Annotated in this window: 11 protein-coding genes, 10 tRNA genes, 2 rRNA genes and 1 pseudogene; 21 read left to right on the top strand and 3 right to left on the bottom strand. The window is 42.4% G+C overall.

Features of this window, described 5'->3' with window-relative positions:
- The first annotated feature begins 79 nt into the window (after positions 1–79).
- The 12 genes from PHA78_RS02385 (at position 80) to PHA78_RS02440 (ending at position 4,538) form a co-directional block, all read left to right on the top strand.
- Positions 80–152: transfer RNA gene (locus PHA78_RS02385), tRNA-Ala, on the top strand.
- A gap of 319 nt (positions 153–471) precedes the next feature.
- Positions 472–3,375: ribosomal RNA gene (locus tag PHA78_RS02390) — 23S ribosomal RNA — on the top strand.
- A 192-nt stretch (positions 3,376–3,567) separates the two neighbouring features.
- Positions 3,568–3,683: ribosomal RNA gene (gene rrf / locus PHA78_RS02395) — 5S ribosomal RNA — on the top strand.
- A gap of 5 nt (positions 3,684–3,688) precedes the next feature.
- Positions 3,689–3,761, top strand: a tRNA-Val gene (locus PHA78_RS02400).
- Positions 3,762–3,763: 2 nt separating this feature from the next.
- Positions 3,764–3,836: transfer RNA gene (locus tag PHA78_RS02405), tRNA-Asp, on the top strand.
- Between the two features lie 65 nt (positions 3,837–3,901).
- A tRNA-Lys gene (locus PHA78_RS02410) sits at positions 3,902–3,974 on the top strand.
- A 3-nt stretch (positions 3,975–3,977) separates the two neighbouring features.
- Positions 3,978–4,059, top strand: a tRNA-Leu gene (locus tag PHA78_RS02415).
- Positions 4,060–4,077: 18 nt separating this feature from the next.
- Positions 4,078–4,150: transfer RNA gene (locus PHA78_RS02420), tRNA-Thr, on the top strand.
- 12 nt (positions 4,151–4,162) lie between these two features.
- Positions 4,163–4,234 (top strand) — tRNA-Gly (locus PHA78_RS02425).
- Between the two features lie 7 nt (positions 4,235–4,241).
- Positions 4,242–4,325 (top strand) — tRNA-Leu (locus tag PHA78_RS02430).
- 18 nt (positions 4,326–4,343) lie between these two features.
- Positions 4,344–4,417: transfer RNA gene (locus PHA78_RS02435), tRNA-Arg, on the top strand.
- Between the two features lie 47 nt (positions 4,418–4,464).
- Positions 4,465–4,538, top strand: a tRNA-Pro gene (locus PHA78_RS02440).
- Between the two features lie 65 nt (positions 4,539–4,603).
- Here the strand turns inward: PHA78_RS02440 and PHA78_RS02445 are convergent.
- Positions 4,604–4,766: pseudogene (locus PHA78_RS02445) on the bottom strand (transposase); the annotation flags it as partial.
- 99 nt (positions 4,767–4,865) lie between these two features.
- Positions 4,866–6,218: a 23S rRNA (uracil(1939)-C(5))-methyltransferase RlmD gene (gene rlmD / locus PHA78_RS02450; RefSeq protein ID WP_272158416.1), complete on the bottom strand. Its 1,353-nt coding sequence runs from the start codon at positions 6,216–6,218 to the stop codon at positions 4,866–4,868.
- A gap of 37 nt (positions 6,219–6,255) precedes the next feature.
- On the opposite strand from rlmD, the gene recX reads away from it, so the two are divergent.
- The 4 genes from recX (at position 6,256) to PHA78_RS02470 (ending at position 8,847) form a co-directional block, all read left to right on the top strand.
- Positions 6,256–7,032 (top strand): recombination regulator RecX, encoded by a 777-nt coding sequence (gene recX, locus PHA78_RS02455; RefSeq protein ID WP_029178122.1) that lies wholly within the window; start codon positions 6,256–6,258, stop codon positions 7,030–7,032.
- Positions 7,033–7,107: 75 nt separating this feature from the next.
- Positions 7,108–7,641 carry a nucleoside tri-diphosphate phosphatase gene (gene ntdP / locus PHA78_RS02460; RefSeq protein WP_024375910.1) on the top strand — a complete coding sequence of 178 codons (534 nt, stop codon included), beginning with the start codon at positions 7,108–7,110 and terminating at the stop codon, positions 7,639–7,641.
- A gap of 57 nt (positions 7,642–7,698) precedes the next feature.
- Positions 7,699–8,016 carry a DUF960 domain-containing protein gene (locus PHA78_RS02465; RefSeq protein WP_002942715.1) on the top strand — a complete coding sequence of 106 codons (318 nt, stop codon included), beginning with the start codon at positions 7,699–7,701 and terminating at the stop codon, positions 8,014–8,016.
- Positions 8,017–8,115: 99 nt separating this feature from the next.
- Positions 8,116–8,847 carry a GntR family transcriptional regulator gene (locus PHA78_RS02470; RefSeq protein WP_002942716.1) on the top strand — a complete coding sequence of 244 codons (732 nt, stop codon included), beginning with the start codon at positions 8,116–8,118 and terminating at the stop codon, positions 8,845–8,847.
- A 139-nt stretch (positions 8,848–8,986) separates the two neighbouring features.
- On the opposite strand, the gene PHA78_RS02475 is transcribed toward PHA78_RS02470, so the two are convergent.
- Complete coding sequence (locus PHA78_RS02475) at positions 8,987–9,697, bottom strand: GntR family transcriptional regulator (RefSeq protein WP_044688168.1); 711 nt, start codon at positions 9,695–9,697, stop codon at positions 8,987–8,989.
- 221 nt (positions 9,698–9,918) lie between these two features.
- On the opposite strand from PHA78_RS02475, the gene PHA78_RS02480 reads away from it, so the two are divergent.
- The 5 genes from PHA78_RS02480 to PHA78_RS02500 are packed head-to-tail and all read left to right on the top strand — an operon-like array spanning position 9,919 to position 14,367.
- On the top strand, positions 9,919–11,691 hold the full coding sequence (locus PHA78_RS02480; RefSeq protein ID WP_099806794.1) for a glycoside hydrolase family 35 protein: 1,773 nt from the start codon (positions 9,919–9,921) through the stop codon (positions 11,689–11,691).
- 55 nt (positions 11,692–11,746) lie between these two features.
- Positions 11,747–12,232 (top strand): PTS system mannose/fructose/N-acetylgalactosamine-transporter subunit IIB, encoded by a 486-nt coding sequence (locus PHA78_RS02485; RefSeq protein WP_004195634.1) that lies wholly within the window; start codon positions 11,747–11,749, stop codon positions 12,230–12,232.
- A gap of 38 nt (positions 12,233–12,270) precedes the next feature.
- Positions 12,271–13,167: a PTS mannose/fructose/sorbose/N-acetylgalactosamine transporter subunit IIC gene (locus PHA78_RS02490; protein ID WP_024375914.1), complete on the top strand. Its 897-nt coding sequence runs from the start codon at positions 12,271–12,273 to the stop codon at positions 13,165–13,167.
- A complete protein-coding gene (locus PHA78_RS02495) occupies positions 13,154–13,972 on the top strand; it encodes a PTS system mannose/fructose/sorbose family transporter subunit IID (protein WP_004195637.1) in 819 nt (272 codons plus the stop codon). Before PHA78_RS02490 ends, PHA78_RS02495 begins: the two co-directional genes overlap by 14 nt.
- Positions 13,972–14,367, top strand: coding sequence for a PTS sugar transporter subunit IIA (locus PHA78_RS02500; protein WP_004195639.1), 396 nt, complete (start codon positions 13,972–13,974; stop codon positions 14,365–14,367). The genes PHA78_RS02495 and PHA78_RS02500 overlap by 1 nt, the downstream gene beginning before the upstream one ends.
- Positions 14,368–14,580: the final 213 nt, after the last annotated feature.

A 14,580-nucleotide genomic window follows, 5' to 3' on the forward strand; every position in this document is an offset into this window, starting at 1 on the left:
TGCACGACAGGGGCCAGCGTCTCAAAAATGATATTATATCGAAACAATTAAATACGTTAACAGGTACATAAAAATGTACGGGGCCTTAGCTCAGCTGGGAGAGCGCCTGCTTTGCACGCAGGAGGTCAGCGGTTCGATCCCGCTAGGCTCCATAGGGTAAGGAGATGAGTTTTCCTATCCTAAAACCAAAAGATATTGTTCAAGTAATTGAACACGACCTCATTTTCTAGGAAAATAGATAAACTTCCTAGTGTCTGACGACACTACATCAGTTTCCTAATTTTCTACAAAAATGCCCGACAAGTCGGGACGGTCTTAGTATCTTATATTTGTCCATTGAAAATTGAATATCTATCAAACATTCCTGATGTATCTGAAAGGATACATTAAGAAATAGTAACAAGAAAATAAACCGAAAACGCTGTGAATATTTAATGAGTTTTCTAATTTTTGAAAAAATTAGGTTAATAAGGTTAAGTTAATAAGGGCGCACGGTGGATGCCTTGGCACTAGAAGCCGATGAAGGACGTGACTAACGACGAAATGCCTTGGGGAGCTGTAAGTAAGCAATGATCCAGGGATGTCCGAATGGGGGAACCCGGCAGGTAATGCCTGTCACTCACTACTGTTAAGGTAGTGAAGAGGAAGACGCAGTGAACTGAAACATCTAAGTAGCTGCAGGAAGAGAAAGCAAAAGCGATTGCCTTAGTAGCGGCGAGCGAAACGGCAGGAGGGCAAACCGAGGAGTTTACTCCTCGGGGTTGTAGGACTGCAATGTGGACTTAAAGAGTATAGAAGAACTACCTGGGAAGGTAGGCCAAAGAGAGTAATAGCCTCGTATTTGAAATATTCTTTATACCTAGCAGTATCCTGAGTACGGCGAGACACGCGAAATCTCGTCGGAATCCGGGAGGACCATCTCCCAACCCTAAATACTCTCTAGTGACCGATAGTGAACCAGTACCGTGAGGGAAAGGTGAAAAGTACCCCGGAAGGGGAGTGAAATAGAACCTGAAACCGTGTGCCTACAACAAGTTCGAGCCCGTTAATGGGTGAGAGCGTGCCTTTTGTAGAATGAACCGGCGAGTTACGATATGATGCGAGGTTAAGTTGAAGAGACGGAGCCGTAGGGAAACCGAGTCTTAATAGGGCGGATTAGTATTATGTCGTAGACCCGAAACCATGTGACCTACCCATGAGCAGGTTGAAGGTGCGGTAAGACGCACTGGAGGACCGAACCAGGGCACGTTGAAAAGTGCTTGGATGACTTGTGGGTAGCGGAGAAATTCCAAACGAACTTGGAGATAGCTGGTTCTCTCCGAAATAGCTTTAGGGCTAGCGTCGACATTTGAGAATCTTGGAGGTAGAGCACTGTTTGGATGAGGGGGCCATCTCGGTTTACTGATTTCAGATAAACTCCGAATGCCAAAGATTTATGGTCGGCAGTCAGACTGCGAGTGCTAAGATCCGTAGTCGAAAGGGAAACAGCCCAGACCACCAGCTAAGGTCCCAAAATAATTGTTAAGTGGAAAAGGATGTGGGGTTGCACAGACAACTAGGATGTTAGCTTAGAAGCAGCTATTCATTCAAAGAGTGCGTAATAGCTCACTAGTCGAGTGACCCTGCGCCGAAAATGTACCGGGGCTAAAACAATTTACCGAAGCTGTGGATAACACATTAGTGTTATGGTAGGAGAGCGTTCTATGTGTGAAGAAGGTATACCGTGAGGAGTGCTGGAACGCATAGAAGTGAGAATGCCGGTATGAGTAGCGAAAGATGGGTGAGAATCCCATCCACCGTAAGACTAAGGTTTCCAGGGGAAGGCTCGTCCGCCCTGGGTTAGTCGGGACCTAAGGAGAGACCGAAGGGTGTATCCGATGGACAACAGGTTGATATTCCTGTACTAGAGTATGAAGTGATGGAGGGACGTAGTAGGCTAACTAAAGCGGGCGATTGGAAGTGCCCGTCTAAGCAGTGAGGTGTGATATGAGTCAAATGCTTGTATCTCTAACATTGAGCTGTGATGGGGAGCGAAGTTTAGTAGCGAAGTTAGTGACGTCACACTGCCGAGAAAAGCTTCTAGCGATGTATCATACTCTACCCGTACCGCAAACCGACACAGGTAGTCGAGGCGAGTAGCCTCAGGTGAGCGAGAGAACTCTCGTTAAGGAACTCGGCAAAATGACCCCGTAACTTCGGGAGAAGGGGTGCTCAGTTTAACTGAGCCGCAGTGAATAGGCCCAAGCAACTGTTTATCAAAAACACAGCTCTCTGCTAAATCGTAAGATGATGTATAGGGGGTGACGCCTGCCCGGTGCTGGAAGGTTAAGAGGAGGGTTTAGCGCAAGCGAAGATCTGAATTGAAGCCCCAGTAAACGGCGGCCGTAACTATAACGGTCCTAAGGTAGCGAAATTCCTTGTCGGGTAAGTTCCGACCCGCACGAAAGGCGTAATGATTTGGGCACTGTCTCAACGAGAGACTCGGTGAAATTTTAGTACCTGTGAAGATGCAGGTTACCCGCGACAGGACGGAAAGACCCCATGGAGCTTTACTGCAGTTTGATATTGAGTATCTGTACCACATGTACAGGATAGGTAGGAGCCTATGAAGTCGGGACGCCAGTTTCGACTGAGGCGCTGTTGGGATACTACCCTTGTGTTATGGCTACTCTAACCCGGATAGGTTATCCCTATCGGAGACAGTGTCTGACGGGCAGTTTGACTGGGGCGGTCGCCTCCTAAAAGGTAACGGAGGCGCCCAAAGGTTCCCTCAGAATGGTTGGAAATCATTCGCAGAGTGTAAAGGTATAAGGGAGCTTGACTGCGAGAGCTACAACTCGAGCAGGGACGAAAGTCGGGCTTAGTGATCCGGTGGTTCCGTATGGAAGGGCCATCGCTCAACGGATAAAAGCTACCCTGGGGATAACAGGCTTATCTCCCCCAAGAGTTCACATCGACGGGGAGGTTTGGCACCTCGATGTCGGCTCGTCGCATCCTGGGGCTGTAGTCGGTCCCAAGGGTTGGGCTGTTCGCCCATTAAAGCGGCACGCGAGCTGGGTTCAGAACGTCGTGAGACAGTTCGGTCCCTATCCGTCGCGGGCGTAGGAAATTTGAGAGGATCTGCTCCTAGTACGAGAGGACCAGAGTGGACTTACCGCTGGTGTACCAGTTGTCTTGCCAAAGGCATCGCTGGGTAGCTATGTAGGGACGGGATAAACGCTGAAAGCATCTAAGTGTGAAACCCACCTCAAGATGAGATTTCCCATAACTTTATGTTAGTAAGAGCCCTGAGAGATGATCAGGTAGATAGGTTGGAAGTGGAAGTGTGGCGACACATGTAGCGGACCAATACTAATCGCTCGAGGACTTATCCAAGAATAAGTAACGAAGGCGTTACAAATTCTGTATGAAAATAGGAAACTGACGCAGAGTCAATAGACTCTAGGAAGTTTATCTTTTTCACTAAGAATTTAGCCTGAGTACAATTACTCACGAGTCAATATTGACAAGCGCACGGTTTCTTGTTAGAATATAGATATTCAATTTTGAGTTGACAAGACTCAGTAGTTAAGTGACGATAGCCTAGGAGATACACCTGTACCCATGCCGAACACAGCAGTTAAGCCCTAGAACGCCTGAAGTAGTTGGGGGTTGCCCCCTGTTAGATACGGTAGTCGCTTAGCAAATTGGGAGTTTAGCTCAGCTGGGAGAGCATCTGCCTTACAAGCAGAGGGTCAGCGGTTCGATCCCGTTAACTCCCATAGGTCCCGTAGTGTAGCGGTTATCACGTCGCCCTGTCACGGCGAAGATCGCGGGTTCGATTCCCGTCGGGACCGTTCAAATAGTCTGGGAGACTATTTGAAGTTGGAGATAGAGCAAACGGAGTTTGCTTCATATTTTCGACTCGTTAGCTCAGTTGGTAGAGCAATTGACTTTTAATCAATGGGTCGCTGGTTCGAGCCCAGCACGAGTCATATGCGGGTTTGGCGGAATTGGCAGACGCACCAGATTTAGGATCTGGCGCTTTCGGGCGTGGGGGTTCAAGTCCCTTAACCCGCATAGGAGAAATATAATTTAGCCGGCTTAGCTCAGTTGGTAGAGCATCTGATTTGTAATCAGAGGGTCGCGTGTTCAAGTCATGTAGCCGGCATTAGGAAAGATTGCGAACGTAGTTCAGTGGTAGAACACCACCTTGCCAAGGTGGGGGTCGCGGGTTCGAATCCCGTCGTTCGCTTTGAGAGGCCGGGGTGGCGGAACTGGCAGACGCACAGGACTTAAAATCCTGCGATGGCAACATCGTACCGGTTCGATTCCGGTCCTCGGCATGAAGATTATAATAGTTAGCACCCTTAGCTCAACTGGATAGAGTACCTGACTACGAATCAGGCGGTTAGAGGTTCGACTCCTCTAGGGTGCATCACTCGCTTAATGGAGACGTTAGGGGAGCTTTATTTTTAATAGTATCGGGAAGTAGCTCAGCTTGGTAGAGTACTTGGTTTGGGACCAAGGTGTCGCAGGTTCGAATCCTGTCTTCCCGATTATTGTAAGAGAGCAGCAATGTTCTTTTTTAGATCTTTGTCAACTGTAGTGGGTAGATGAAAAGCTAACACCTAGAGAGGACGAACTTCGTTCTCCCTTTTTTTGTGTTTAAGGCAATCAAAATCCGTTTTTCTAGTTTTCATCTTCCTGAAACCAAAGGCATTTCTTTTAATGACTTTGATGAGATTGTTAGTTGTTTCTAATTTGGTGTTGGAAAATATGAGTTTTGTTGTTTTTCAGTGTAGGTCGTAGGGGACTTTTTTCTACACTCAAAAAGGCTCTATATGACTATGGTGGGTTTACCCGTCATAGTCTTATAGTGCCTTTTATTTTTTGCTTAGTTTAACAACCGCCTCTGTCCGTGCTGTGTGGGGAAACATGTCGACAGATTGAATGTATTCTACCTTGTAGGCTTTGCTTAGCTCAACAAGGTCCCTTGCAAGAGTGGAGACGTTGCAGGATACATAAACCATTTTAGCTGGTTTGTAATCCAAAATGGTTTTGAGGAGCTTTTCGTCGAGTCCAGTTCGTGGAGGATCAACTACCAAGGCATCGGCCCTGTAGCCTTCTTGGTACCACTTTGGAATGATTTCTTCTGCTTTACCTGCCTCATAGTGGGTATTGGATAGTCCCATTCGTTTAGCGTTTGCTTTAGCATCCTCGATGGCTTCTGGAATAATGTCCATACCTCGAACAGATTTGACCTTTTTAGCAAAGGCGAAGCCGATTGTGCCCACGCCACAGTAGGCATCAATCAAGTCTTCATCTCCTGAAATATCCAAAGCCTTGACGGCCTCGCCATAGAGAATTTCTGTTTGTTGGGGATTTAGTTGGTAAAATGCCCGTGGAGATAGTGAGAATTCGTAATCTAAAACAGCTTCATCGATAGCTTGTTCTCCCCATAAAATTTCTGTTTTTTCACCATAAATATCACTCGTTTTCTGTCTATTCCAGTTTAGAGCAATAGTGATTATACTTGGAAATTGACTGGTGAGTTCATCAATTAATTTAATAAGATTAACCTGACAAGAGGTGATAAAGATCACTTGAACTTGACCTGTTTTTCGAGCCTTGCGGACCATAACCGTGCGGATTCCGTGTTGCTTGCGCTCATTATAAATAGGAATACGGTGCTTGGTGAGTAGCTTTGCGATTCCGTTGATAATCTCTTGTGTTTCGGCATCTTGGACGTAACAATTCGTAATTCCAATCAAGCGATGGGAATTTTCAGCGTAGAGCCCAGCCTTGACTTGATCCTTGAATGAACGGGTTTGAAACTGTAATTTAGCCCGATAATGACTTGGCTGCTCCATTCCAATGGTTGGGTGAATGAGGTAATCCTCATAGCCTGCTGGCTTAAATTTCTTCAAGGCTTGTCGGAGCAGGTCTTGCTTGAAGTCCAGTTGCTTGTCATAACGGAGGTGCATGATTTGACAACCACCACAGGCTTGATAGATGTCACAGGCAGGCTTGACACGGAATTTTGATTCCTTGTTGATTTTCAGCAGCCTTGCTTCAACGAAATTTCGTTTGACTGAGGTAATTTGACAAAAAATTTCTTCCCCCTTAAGGGCACCGGGGACAAAGACTAGCGTTTTTTGATAAAATCCGATGCCTTCTCCGTTGATGCCCATTCGTTTGATTTTTAAAGGGATTCGTTGGTTTACTTGTAGATTCATATTATTATTTTACCGAAAAATCCTGTATAATGAAAGAATGAGAATTACAAAAATTGAAAAGAAGAAACGTCTTTATTTACTTGAAGTGGATGGTCAGGATAGTTTATATATTACGGAAGACACAATTGTTCGCTTCATGCTTAGTAAGGGAAAGGAAATCACGGAGCAGGAGTTTCGTGAGCTTCGCGATTTTGCTCAGTTTTCTTATGGGAAAAATCTAGCACTTTATTACCTTTCCTTCAAGCAACGTACCAAAAAAGAAGTTAGTGATTATCTAAAAAAATATGAAATTGAAGAAAACAATATTGTCAAGATTGTGACGGTATTAGAAGAGGAAAAATGGCTGGACGATGAGAATTATGTTGATAGCTATGTTCGTCAGAATGCTTTAAATGGAGATAAGGGACCAGCTATGCTTCGTCAGAAGTTGATGCAGAAAGGAATTTCTAAACTGCTGATTGATAAAAGGCTGGCAGAGGAAGATTTTTCAGAGCTTGCTAGGAAGATTGGGGAGAAATTGGTGGGTAGATACCAAAGAAAATTGCCTCTTCGAGCTTTGCAAGATAAAGTTGTACAGGGATTGATGGGCAAGGGTTTTTCTTATGAGACGGCCAAACAAAGCCTGGGTCAGTTGGAACTTGTGGCTGATGAGGAAAATGAAGATGCCTTAATTGCCAAGGAACTGGATAAGCAGTATAGAAAATATAGTCGTAAATATGAAGGCTACGAATTGAAGCAAAGGTTGATACAGGCTTTGGCACGAAAGGGTTATGACTTTGATCGGATTCAGGCTGTCCTTCGTGATTATCTGTGAAAAAATTTAGCCTAGGTTAGAAAAATATGATATAATAGTCAAGATAAATTGTAATTGTAGAAAGTTGGTAACAAAGTGAAATTACCAAAGGAAGGCGACTTTATTACAATTCAAAGTTATAAGCATGACGGTGAAATTCATCGCACTTGGCGTGACACCATGGTATTAAAAACAACGGAAAATGCTATTATTGGAGTCAATAATCATACCTTAGTGACTGAAAATGATGGTAGGCGTTGGGTAACAAGAGAACCTGCAATCGTTTATTTTCATAAAAAATACTGGTTCAATATCATAGCAATGATTCGTGAAAACGGAGTTTCCTATTATTGTAACCTTGCTAGTCCATATGTTCTCGACAATGAGGCACTCAAATACATTGATTATGACCTAGATGTTAAGGTCTTTGCTGATGGTGAAAAGAGATTGCTGGATGTGGATGAATATAAGCGTCATCGTAAGGCGATGAAGTATTCGGATGATATTGATTTTATTTTGAAGGAAAATGTCAAGATACTGGTTGATTGGATCAATAATCAGCGCGGACCATTCTCTCCAGCCTACGTTAATATCTGGTACAAACGCTATTTAGAACTGAGAAGTAGATAAAGTTAGAAAAGAAAATCCTGTTTTACAGGCTTTTTTCTTATTGTAAAGGAGGGGCTTATGGCCTTTGAACAAACAAATGGGCGCTATGCAAGTTTTGGAGTTGTGACCTCGCTTCCTGGGGAAGTGATTGATAGTTTCTGGTATGTTATTGATCACTACTTAAAAGGGGTTATTCCTTTGAAAAATGTAATCCGTTTTTCTATCAAAAATCGTCGTGGTAAGATTACACTGGTCTTTTCGCAGGAAGGTTATAAAAATGTACTGGCTGTAGATCTAAGTAGTCGTTTTGATCCTTTTTATCCATCAACAATCTTGGTAATGGACAAGCAGGGAAAAGAGACCATTACTTTGCCAGATGAGGTGACCTTGCTTTAGCTTGAAGAGCTGGTATTTTATCACCTAAGATGTTGTTAATATATGAAATTTGGTGTAAAATAGATTTGTAAGCTTATGTGGGTTAGAAAGGAGGAGTCTATGGTTAGTCAAACTGTTGAAAAACCTCTCTATTTGCAGTTGGTTGATAAATTGGAAGTTGCAATTCGTGAGAGGATGGCTCCGAATGACAAGTTATTTTCAGAGCGTGAGTTGACACAGGTTTATGGTGTCAGTCGTATTACAGTTCGTTTGGCTTTGCAAGAATTGGAGAAACGTGGCTTAGTCTATAAGAAGCATGGTAAGGGAACCTATGTATCTGAGATTTCAGATACTGCAGTTGATTTATCTCAGGCCTATAGTTTTACTGAGCAAATGAAAAAAATTGGGAAAGTACCGAGGACATCTATTTTATCCTTTAAATTGGTTAAGGCGTCAGACTATATTGTGCAGCATTTACAACTTAGTCAGGGTGAGGAAGTGTTTGAAGTTGAACGTTTGAGACTTGCAGATGAGGTTCCGATGATGTTGGAAAGGACATATGTTCCTGCCTCGCTATTTCCTGCCTTAACAGCCATCAGGATGAGGGAAAAACCACTCTATGAAATCTTTCTTGAGGATTATGGTCAGACAATTCGACTAGCAGAAGAAGAGTTCTATGCAAGTATTGCTTTGGATAATGAAGCTAAGATACTCGGAATTCCAAGCAATAGTCCAGTGCTTCATTTGGTAAGAAAAACGTATAATGATAAGAATAGAATTATCGAGTTTACGTTTAGTATTGCTAGAGCAGACCAGTTTCGTTACAAGATTACCCATCAACGGGGATATTAGAATTAATACTCTTCGAAAATCAAAATTATTCGTTGTCAAGAGCCTTGATGAAATCCAGTTCTATCTTCGGTTTCGTTTCCTAGACTACTTTTGATTGTTATTGGGTATGAAAAAAACGCGGACGTTAGTCTGCGTTTTTTTAGCGATGATTGGCTGTAATTTCAAATTTGTAATACTTCCAGTGTTTGTAAGTTTCAGTATATTCCATCACTTCACCGCTAGTACTGTTAGTAGTTGTTTTGTTTTGTAGTACAGCTGGTTCAGTCGCTTTTAATTTCAAATGAGTGGCAACCTCTTTTGGACATGGGCTGACAATTTCATTTGTTTCTACAAATGGTTCCTCGGACATGTGGATATTGTAGTCCAGTTTGAAGCGTTGATAGATTGATCGATAGTGCTCGAGTGGAGCATCGGGATTCTGGATATATCGTTGAGGGATATATGAATTGTGGAAGATATATGGAGTGTCTTCTGCTGCGCGGACGCGTACAATTTTATAGTAAAACTCATTCTTGTCAAGATTTAGTTTTTCAAGGATATCAGGTTTATTGCCTTTTTCGCACGAGAGAACAGTAACCTTATCCTTATCCATCGGAAAAATCTCAATATCAGAAAATTCTACAAGCCGTCCTTTGCGTGAACGGGATACAAAGGTCCCTTTACCTTGTTGACGAACGAGGTAGCCGTCTTTAACTAGTTCGTTTACTGCACGAATAACGGTGATAGAGCTAACGTTAAATAGTTTTGTTAATTCAGATTCTGTGTAAAATTTGTCGCCATTTTCAAATTTACCAGAAATGATTTGCTGACGTAAGTCATTTTGTACAAGCTGGTACTTAGGTACTTTCATACTTATTTCCTTCCTTTCCGTAACTCATTATACTAAATTAATTGATGGAAATCAAAAAAAATAGCTGAAATCCATAAAAAAATAGATGTAATCCCTTTCTGACTGATGAAATAGATGTGTTTGCAAAAAAAAAGTAAAAATTTTTTAAAAAGTACTGGACATAACCACAAATAAGTGTTAGTATATTAATAGAAAGGTAAGCGGTTGCATCGGAGGAAGAAATGAAAGAATTTTATATTGGAGACCAATTTTATTTAGACGGTGAACCTTTTAAGATTTTATCAGGTGCGATTCATTATTTTCGTGTCCATCCTGATGATTGGTACCATTCTTTGTATAACTTAAAGGCCCTTGGTTTTAATACGGTTGAAACCTATGTCCCTTGGAATATGCATGAACCTCGAAAGGGTGAGTTTTGTTACGAGGGTATATTGGATATTGAGCGATTTTTGAAATTGGCTCAAGAATTAGGGCTTTATGCAATTGTACGTCCTTCCCCTTATATTTGTGCGGAGTGGGAATGGGGTGGCCTCCCTGCTTGGTTGATGAAGGAAGAGCTTAGAGTACGTTCGAGTGATTCGGTGTACTTGCAGCACTTAGATGAATATTACGCTTCTCTTATTCCTAAATTGGCCAAGCTCCAACTCGCACAGGGTGGAAATGTACTTATGTTCCAAGTGGAAAATGAGTATGGCTCTTATGGTGAGGAGAAGGAGTATCTAAGATCGGTGGCTAGCTTGATGCGTAAACATGGTCTAACTGCTCCCTTGTTTACCTCGGACGGTTCTTGGCGAGCAACATTACGTGCAGGAACACTGATAGAGGACGATGTATTTGTAACAGGAAACTTTGGTTCTAAAGCTAGAGAGAATTTTGCAAATATGACGGCATTCTTTAATGAACATCAGAAGAATTGGCCACTCATGTGTATGGAATTTTGGGATGGTTGGTTCAATCGTTGGGGCGATGAAATTATTCGTAGAGAGCCGGAGGAAATGGTTGATTCGGTTATGGAATGTATCGAATTAGGCTCCTTGAATCTGTACATGTTTCATGGTGGAACAAATTTTGGTTTCATGAATGGTTGCTCTGCTCGTGGTCAAATTGATTTGCCTCAGGTAACTTCTTATGATTATGATGCTATATTGGATGAAGCTGGAAATCCTACTAAGAAGTTTTATATTTTGCAACAACGTTTGAAAGAAGTCTATCCTGAATTAGAGTATGCAGAACCGCTTGTAAAAGAGGCAAAAGCTTTTTCAGATGTGTTGCTTCATGATAAGGTGAGTTTATTTGCTACTCTAGAAAATGTAAGCGATTGCGTAAAAGGGTTTTATCCTAAGAATATGGAAGAACTTGATCAGTCAACAGGTTATATTTTATATAGAACAGAGTTGGAGCGGGATAAGACAGAAGCGGAACGTTTCCGAGTGGTTGATGCGCGTGACCGTATCCAAATTTATGCAGATGGAAAATTCGTTGCAACTCAGTATCAGACAGAGATTGGTGACGATGTTGAATTGGATTTTAAAGATGACAAGCTAACATTAGATATTTTGGTAGAAAATATGGGACGTGTCAATTATGGGCACAAACTAACGGCTCCTACCCAGTCTAAAGGGCTTGGTCGAGGTGCGATGGCTGATTTACATTTTATTGGTCATTGGGAAACCTATCCTTTGCATCTTGAGTCAGTTGAGGACTTGGATTTTAGTAAGGGCTGGGAGGAAGGTCAAGCTGCTTTCTATCGTTATCAGTTTGAACTAGATGAACTTGCGGATACTTACTTAAACATGACAGGTTTTGGTAAGGGAGTTGTTTTCGTTAATAATGTAAATATCGGACGTTTCTGGGAAAAAGGACCAATCCTCTATCTCTATATTCCAAAAGGATACTTAAAGAAAGGAGAAAATGAAATCGTCGTCTTCGAGACGGAAGGAAAATATAGAGAGAAGATTAGTTTTTCACAGGAACCCGTTTATAAAGAGGTATAGGTGTTCTGCAGAGAACATCTAACAGAAAGATTTATGAAGAAAAGGAGAACACTGTATGGCAATTATTGCTACGCGTATTGATGGTCGTTTGATTCACGGTCAGGTTGCTAACCTTTGGACTACTAAATTAAATATTAGTCGTATCATGGTTATTGACGATGCGGTTGCTCAAAACGACATTGAGAAACAAGGTTTGAAATTGGCTTGCCCACCGGGGGTAAAATTATCTATTTTGCCAATCGAAAAAGCAGCCAATAACATCAAGGAAGGCAAATATGATGCGCAACGTCTCTTGATTGTTGCTCGTCGTCCAGAAAACTTCCTTCGCTTGGTAGAATATGGTGTAGAACTTGCTGAATTGAACGTCGGCAATATGTCACAATCACCAGAAACTCGTTCTGTAACTCGTTCTATTAACGTTGTAGATAAGGATATTGCAGATTTTGATGCCTTGGCGGCTAAGGGTGTAAAATTATTTGCACAAATGGTACCTGGCGATTCACCAAAAGACTTTATGCCATTATTGGATAAGGTTAGATAATATTCGGATATTTTTGAAAAATTTAAAGGAGGATCACTATTATGCAATGGTGGCAAATATTACTTCTAACGCTCTACTCTGCTTACCAGATTTGTGATGAGCTGACCATCGTATCGTCAGCTGGATCACCAGTTTTTGCAGGGTTCATCTCTGGTTTAATCATGGGCGACATGGCAACAGGTTTGGCAATCGGTGCTAGCTTGCAGCTCATGGTACTTGGTGTAGGTACTTTCGGTGGTGCATCTCGTATCGACGCAACCTCTGGTGCGGTATTGGCAACTGCCTTCTCTGTATCACAAGGTATTGACCCTGAACTTGCGGTATCTACTATCGCGGTTCCAGTAGCAGCACTTCTTGTTTATACAGATATTGCTGGTCGTTTCTCAACTACTTTCTTTGCACACCGTGTAGATGCTGCGATTGAACGCTTTGACTACGCTGGTATCGAACGCAACTACTTGCTTGGTGCAATTCCTTGGGCACTTTCTCGTGCACTTCCAGTCTTCCTTGCTCTTGCTTTTGGTGGTGGGTTTGTAGATGCAATGGTTAAAACTATTGAACAATACCAATGGATTGCCAATGGTTTGACGCTTGCAGCTCGTATGCTTCCAGGTCTTGGATTTGCAATCTTGCTCCACTACCTTCCACTTAAACGTAACCTTCACTACTTGGCGGTAGGTTTCGCCCTTACAGCTATGTTGACTGTTCTTTACGGTAACGTATCAGCTTTGGGTGGTGCAGTTGCTGGTATCGTTGGCACTCTTCCTGAAGATGCAGGCGTAGCTTTTGTTAACAACTTCAAAGGCTTGTCAATGATCGGTATCGCTATTGTGGGTGCATTCCTTTCAGTGCTTCACTTCAAAAATAGCCAAAAAGTAACTGTGGTTGCTCCATCAAATTCAGAAAGTGGGGAAATTGAAGATGACGAAATCTAATTACAAATTAACAAAAGAAGATTTTAATCAAATCAACAAACGTAGTTTATTCACTTTCCAACTTGGTTGGAACTACGAGCGGATGCAAGCGTCTGGTTACCTCTACATGATTTTGCCACAATTGCGTAAAATGTATGGAGATGGTACTCCTGAGTTGAAGGAAATGATGAAACTACATACCCAGTTCTTCAATACTTCACCATTCTTCCATACCATCATCACAGGTATTGACTTGGCTTTGGAAGAAAGCGACGGTGTAGCTTCTAAAGACGCGGTTAACGGTATTAAGACTGGTTTGATGGGTCCATTTGCCCCAATCGGTGACTCTATCTTTGGTTCTCTTGTTCCAGCGATTATGGGTACTGTGGCAGCGACTATGGGTAAGGAAGGTTCTCCGGTAGGTATTTTCCTTTGGGTAGCCGTGGCTGTTGCATATGATATTTTCCGCTGGAAACAGTTGGAAGTTGCCTACAAAGAGGGGACTAAACTCATCACAACTATGCGTGATAAGTTGACAGCTCTTGTAGATGCTGCGTCTGTAATGGGTGTCTTCATGATGGGTGCCTTGATTGCAACTATGATTAACTTTGAAGTGACTTGGGCTCCACATGTAGGTGAGAAAGTGATTGACATTCAAGACTTGCTCAACACAATCTTCCCTCGCCTTGTTCCAGCTGTCTTTACAGGATTTGTCTTCTGGCTTCTTGGTCGTCGTGGCATGACTTCTACTAAAGCTATCTTGATTATCATCGCACTTGCAGTTGGACTTTCTGCAATCGGTCACTTCGTATTTGGTATGGCATAATGACTAGAAGTTTAGTATTAGTAAGTCATGGTATCTTCTGTGAAGAGTTGAAGAAATCTACTGAGATGATTATGGGTCCTCAGGAGGATATCTATACAGTAGCTCTTTTACCAGAAGAAGGTCCAGAAGACTTCCAGAAAAAATTTGAAGAAACAATTGCAGGATTGGAAGATTTTGTTGTCTTCGCAGACTTGTTGGGCGGTACACCAGCCAACGTCGTATCACGAAAATTGATTGAAGGTGGGCAGTTTGACCTCTATGCAGGGATGAACATGCCAATGGTTATCGGTTTCTTGAACGGCGTCCTGCTGGGAGAAGCTGTGGATTATGTAGAATTTGGGACAAGCAACCTAGTTCATGTCAATAGTCTATTAACAAGTGATGAAGATGAGTGAAAAACTCCAGTGGAGTTTTTCAGCCCGAGCTTAGAAATAAGATAGCGAGGGAAGTCTAAGTGACTGTTTCAGCCCGAGCCTAGAAATAAGAGAGTGAGGCTAACTCAGCCGATTGTTACAGACGGATTTGATTTTCGTTAATTATAAAATGTTCTATAGTTGATAGGCTTTAAGTATCCTGAGGGAGTTACAATAGTGACTCCCTCATTTGGC

It is taken from the genome of Streptococcus sp. HN38, from assembly GCF_028335765.1.
GTDB classification, from domain to species: Bacteria; Bacillota; Bacilli; order Lactobacillales; family Streptococcaceae; genus Streptococcus; species Streptococcus suis_P.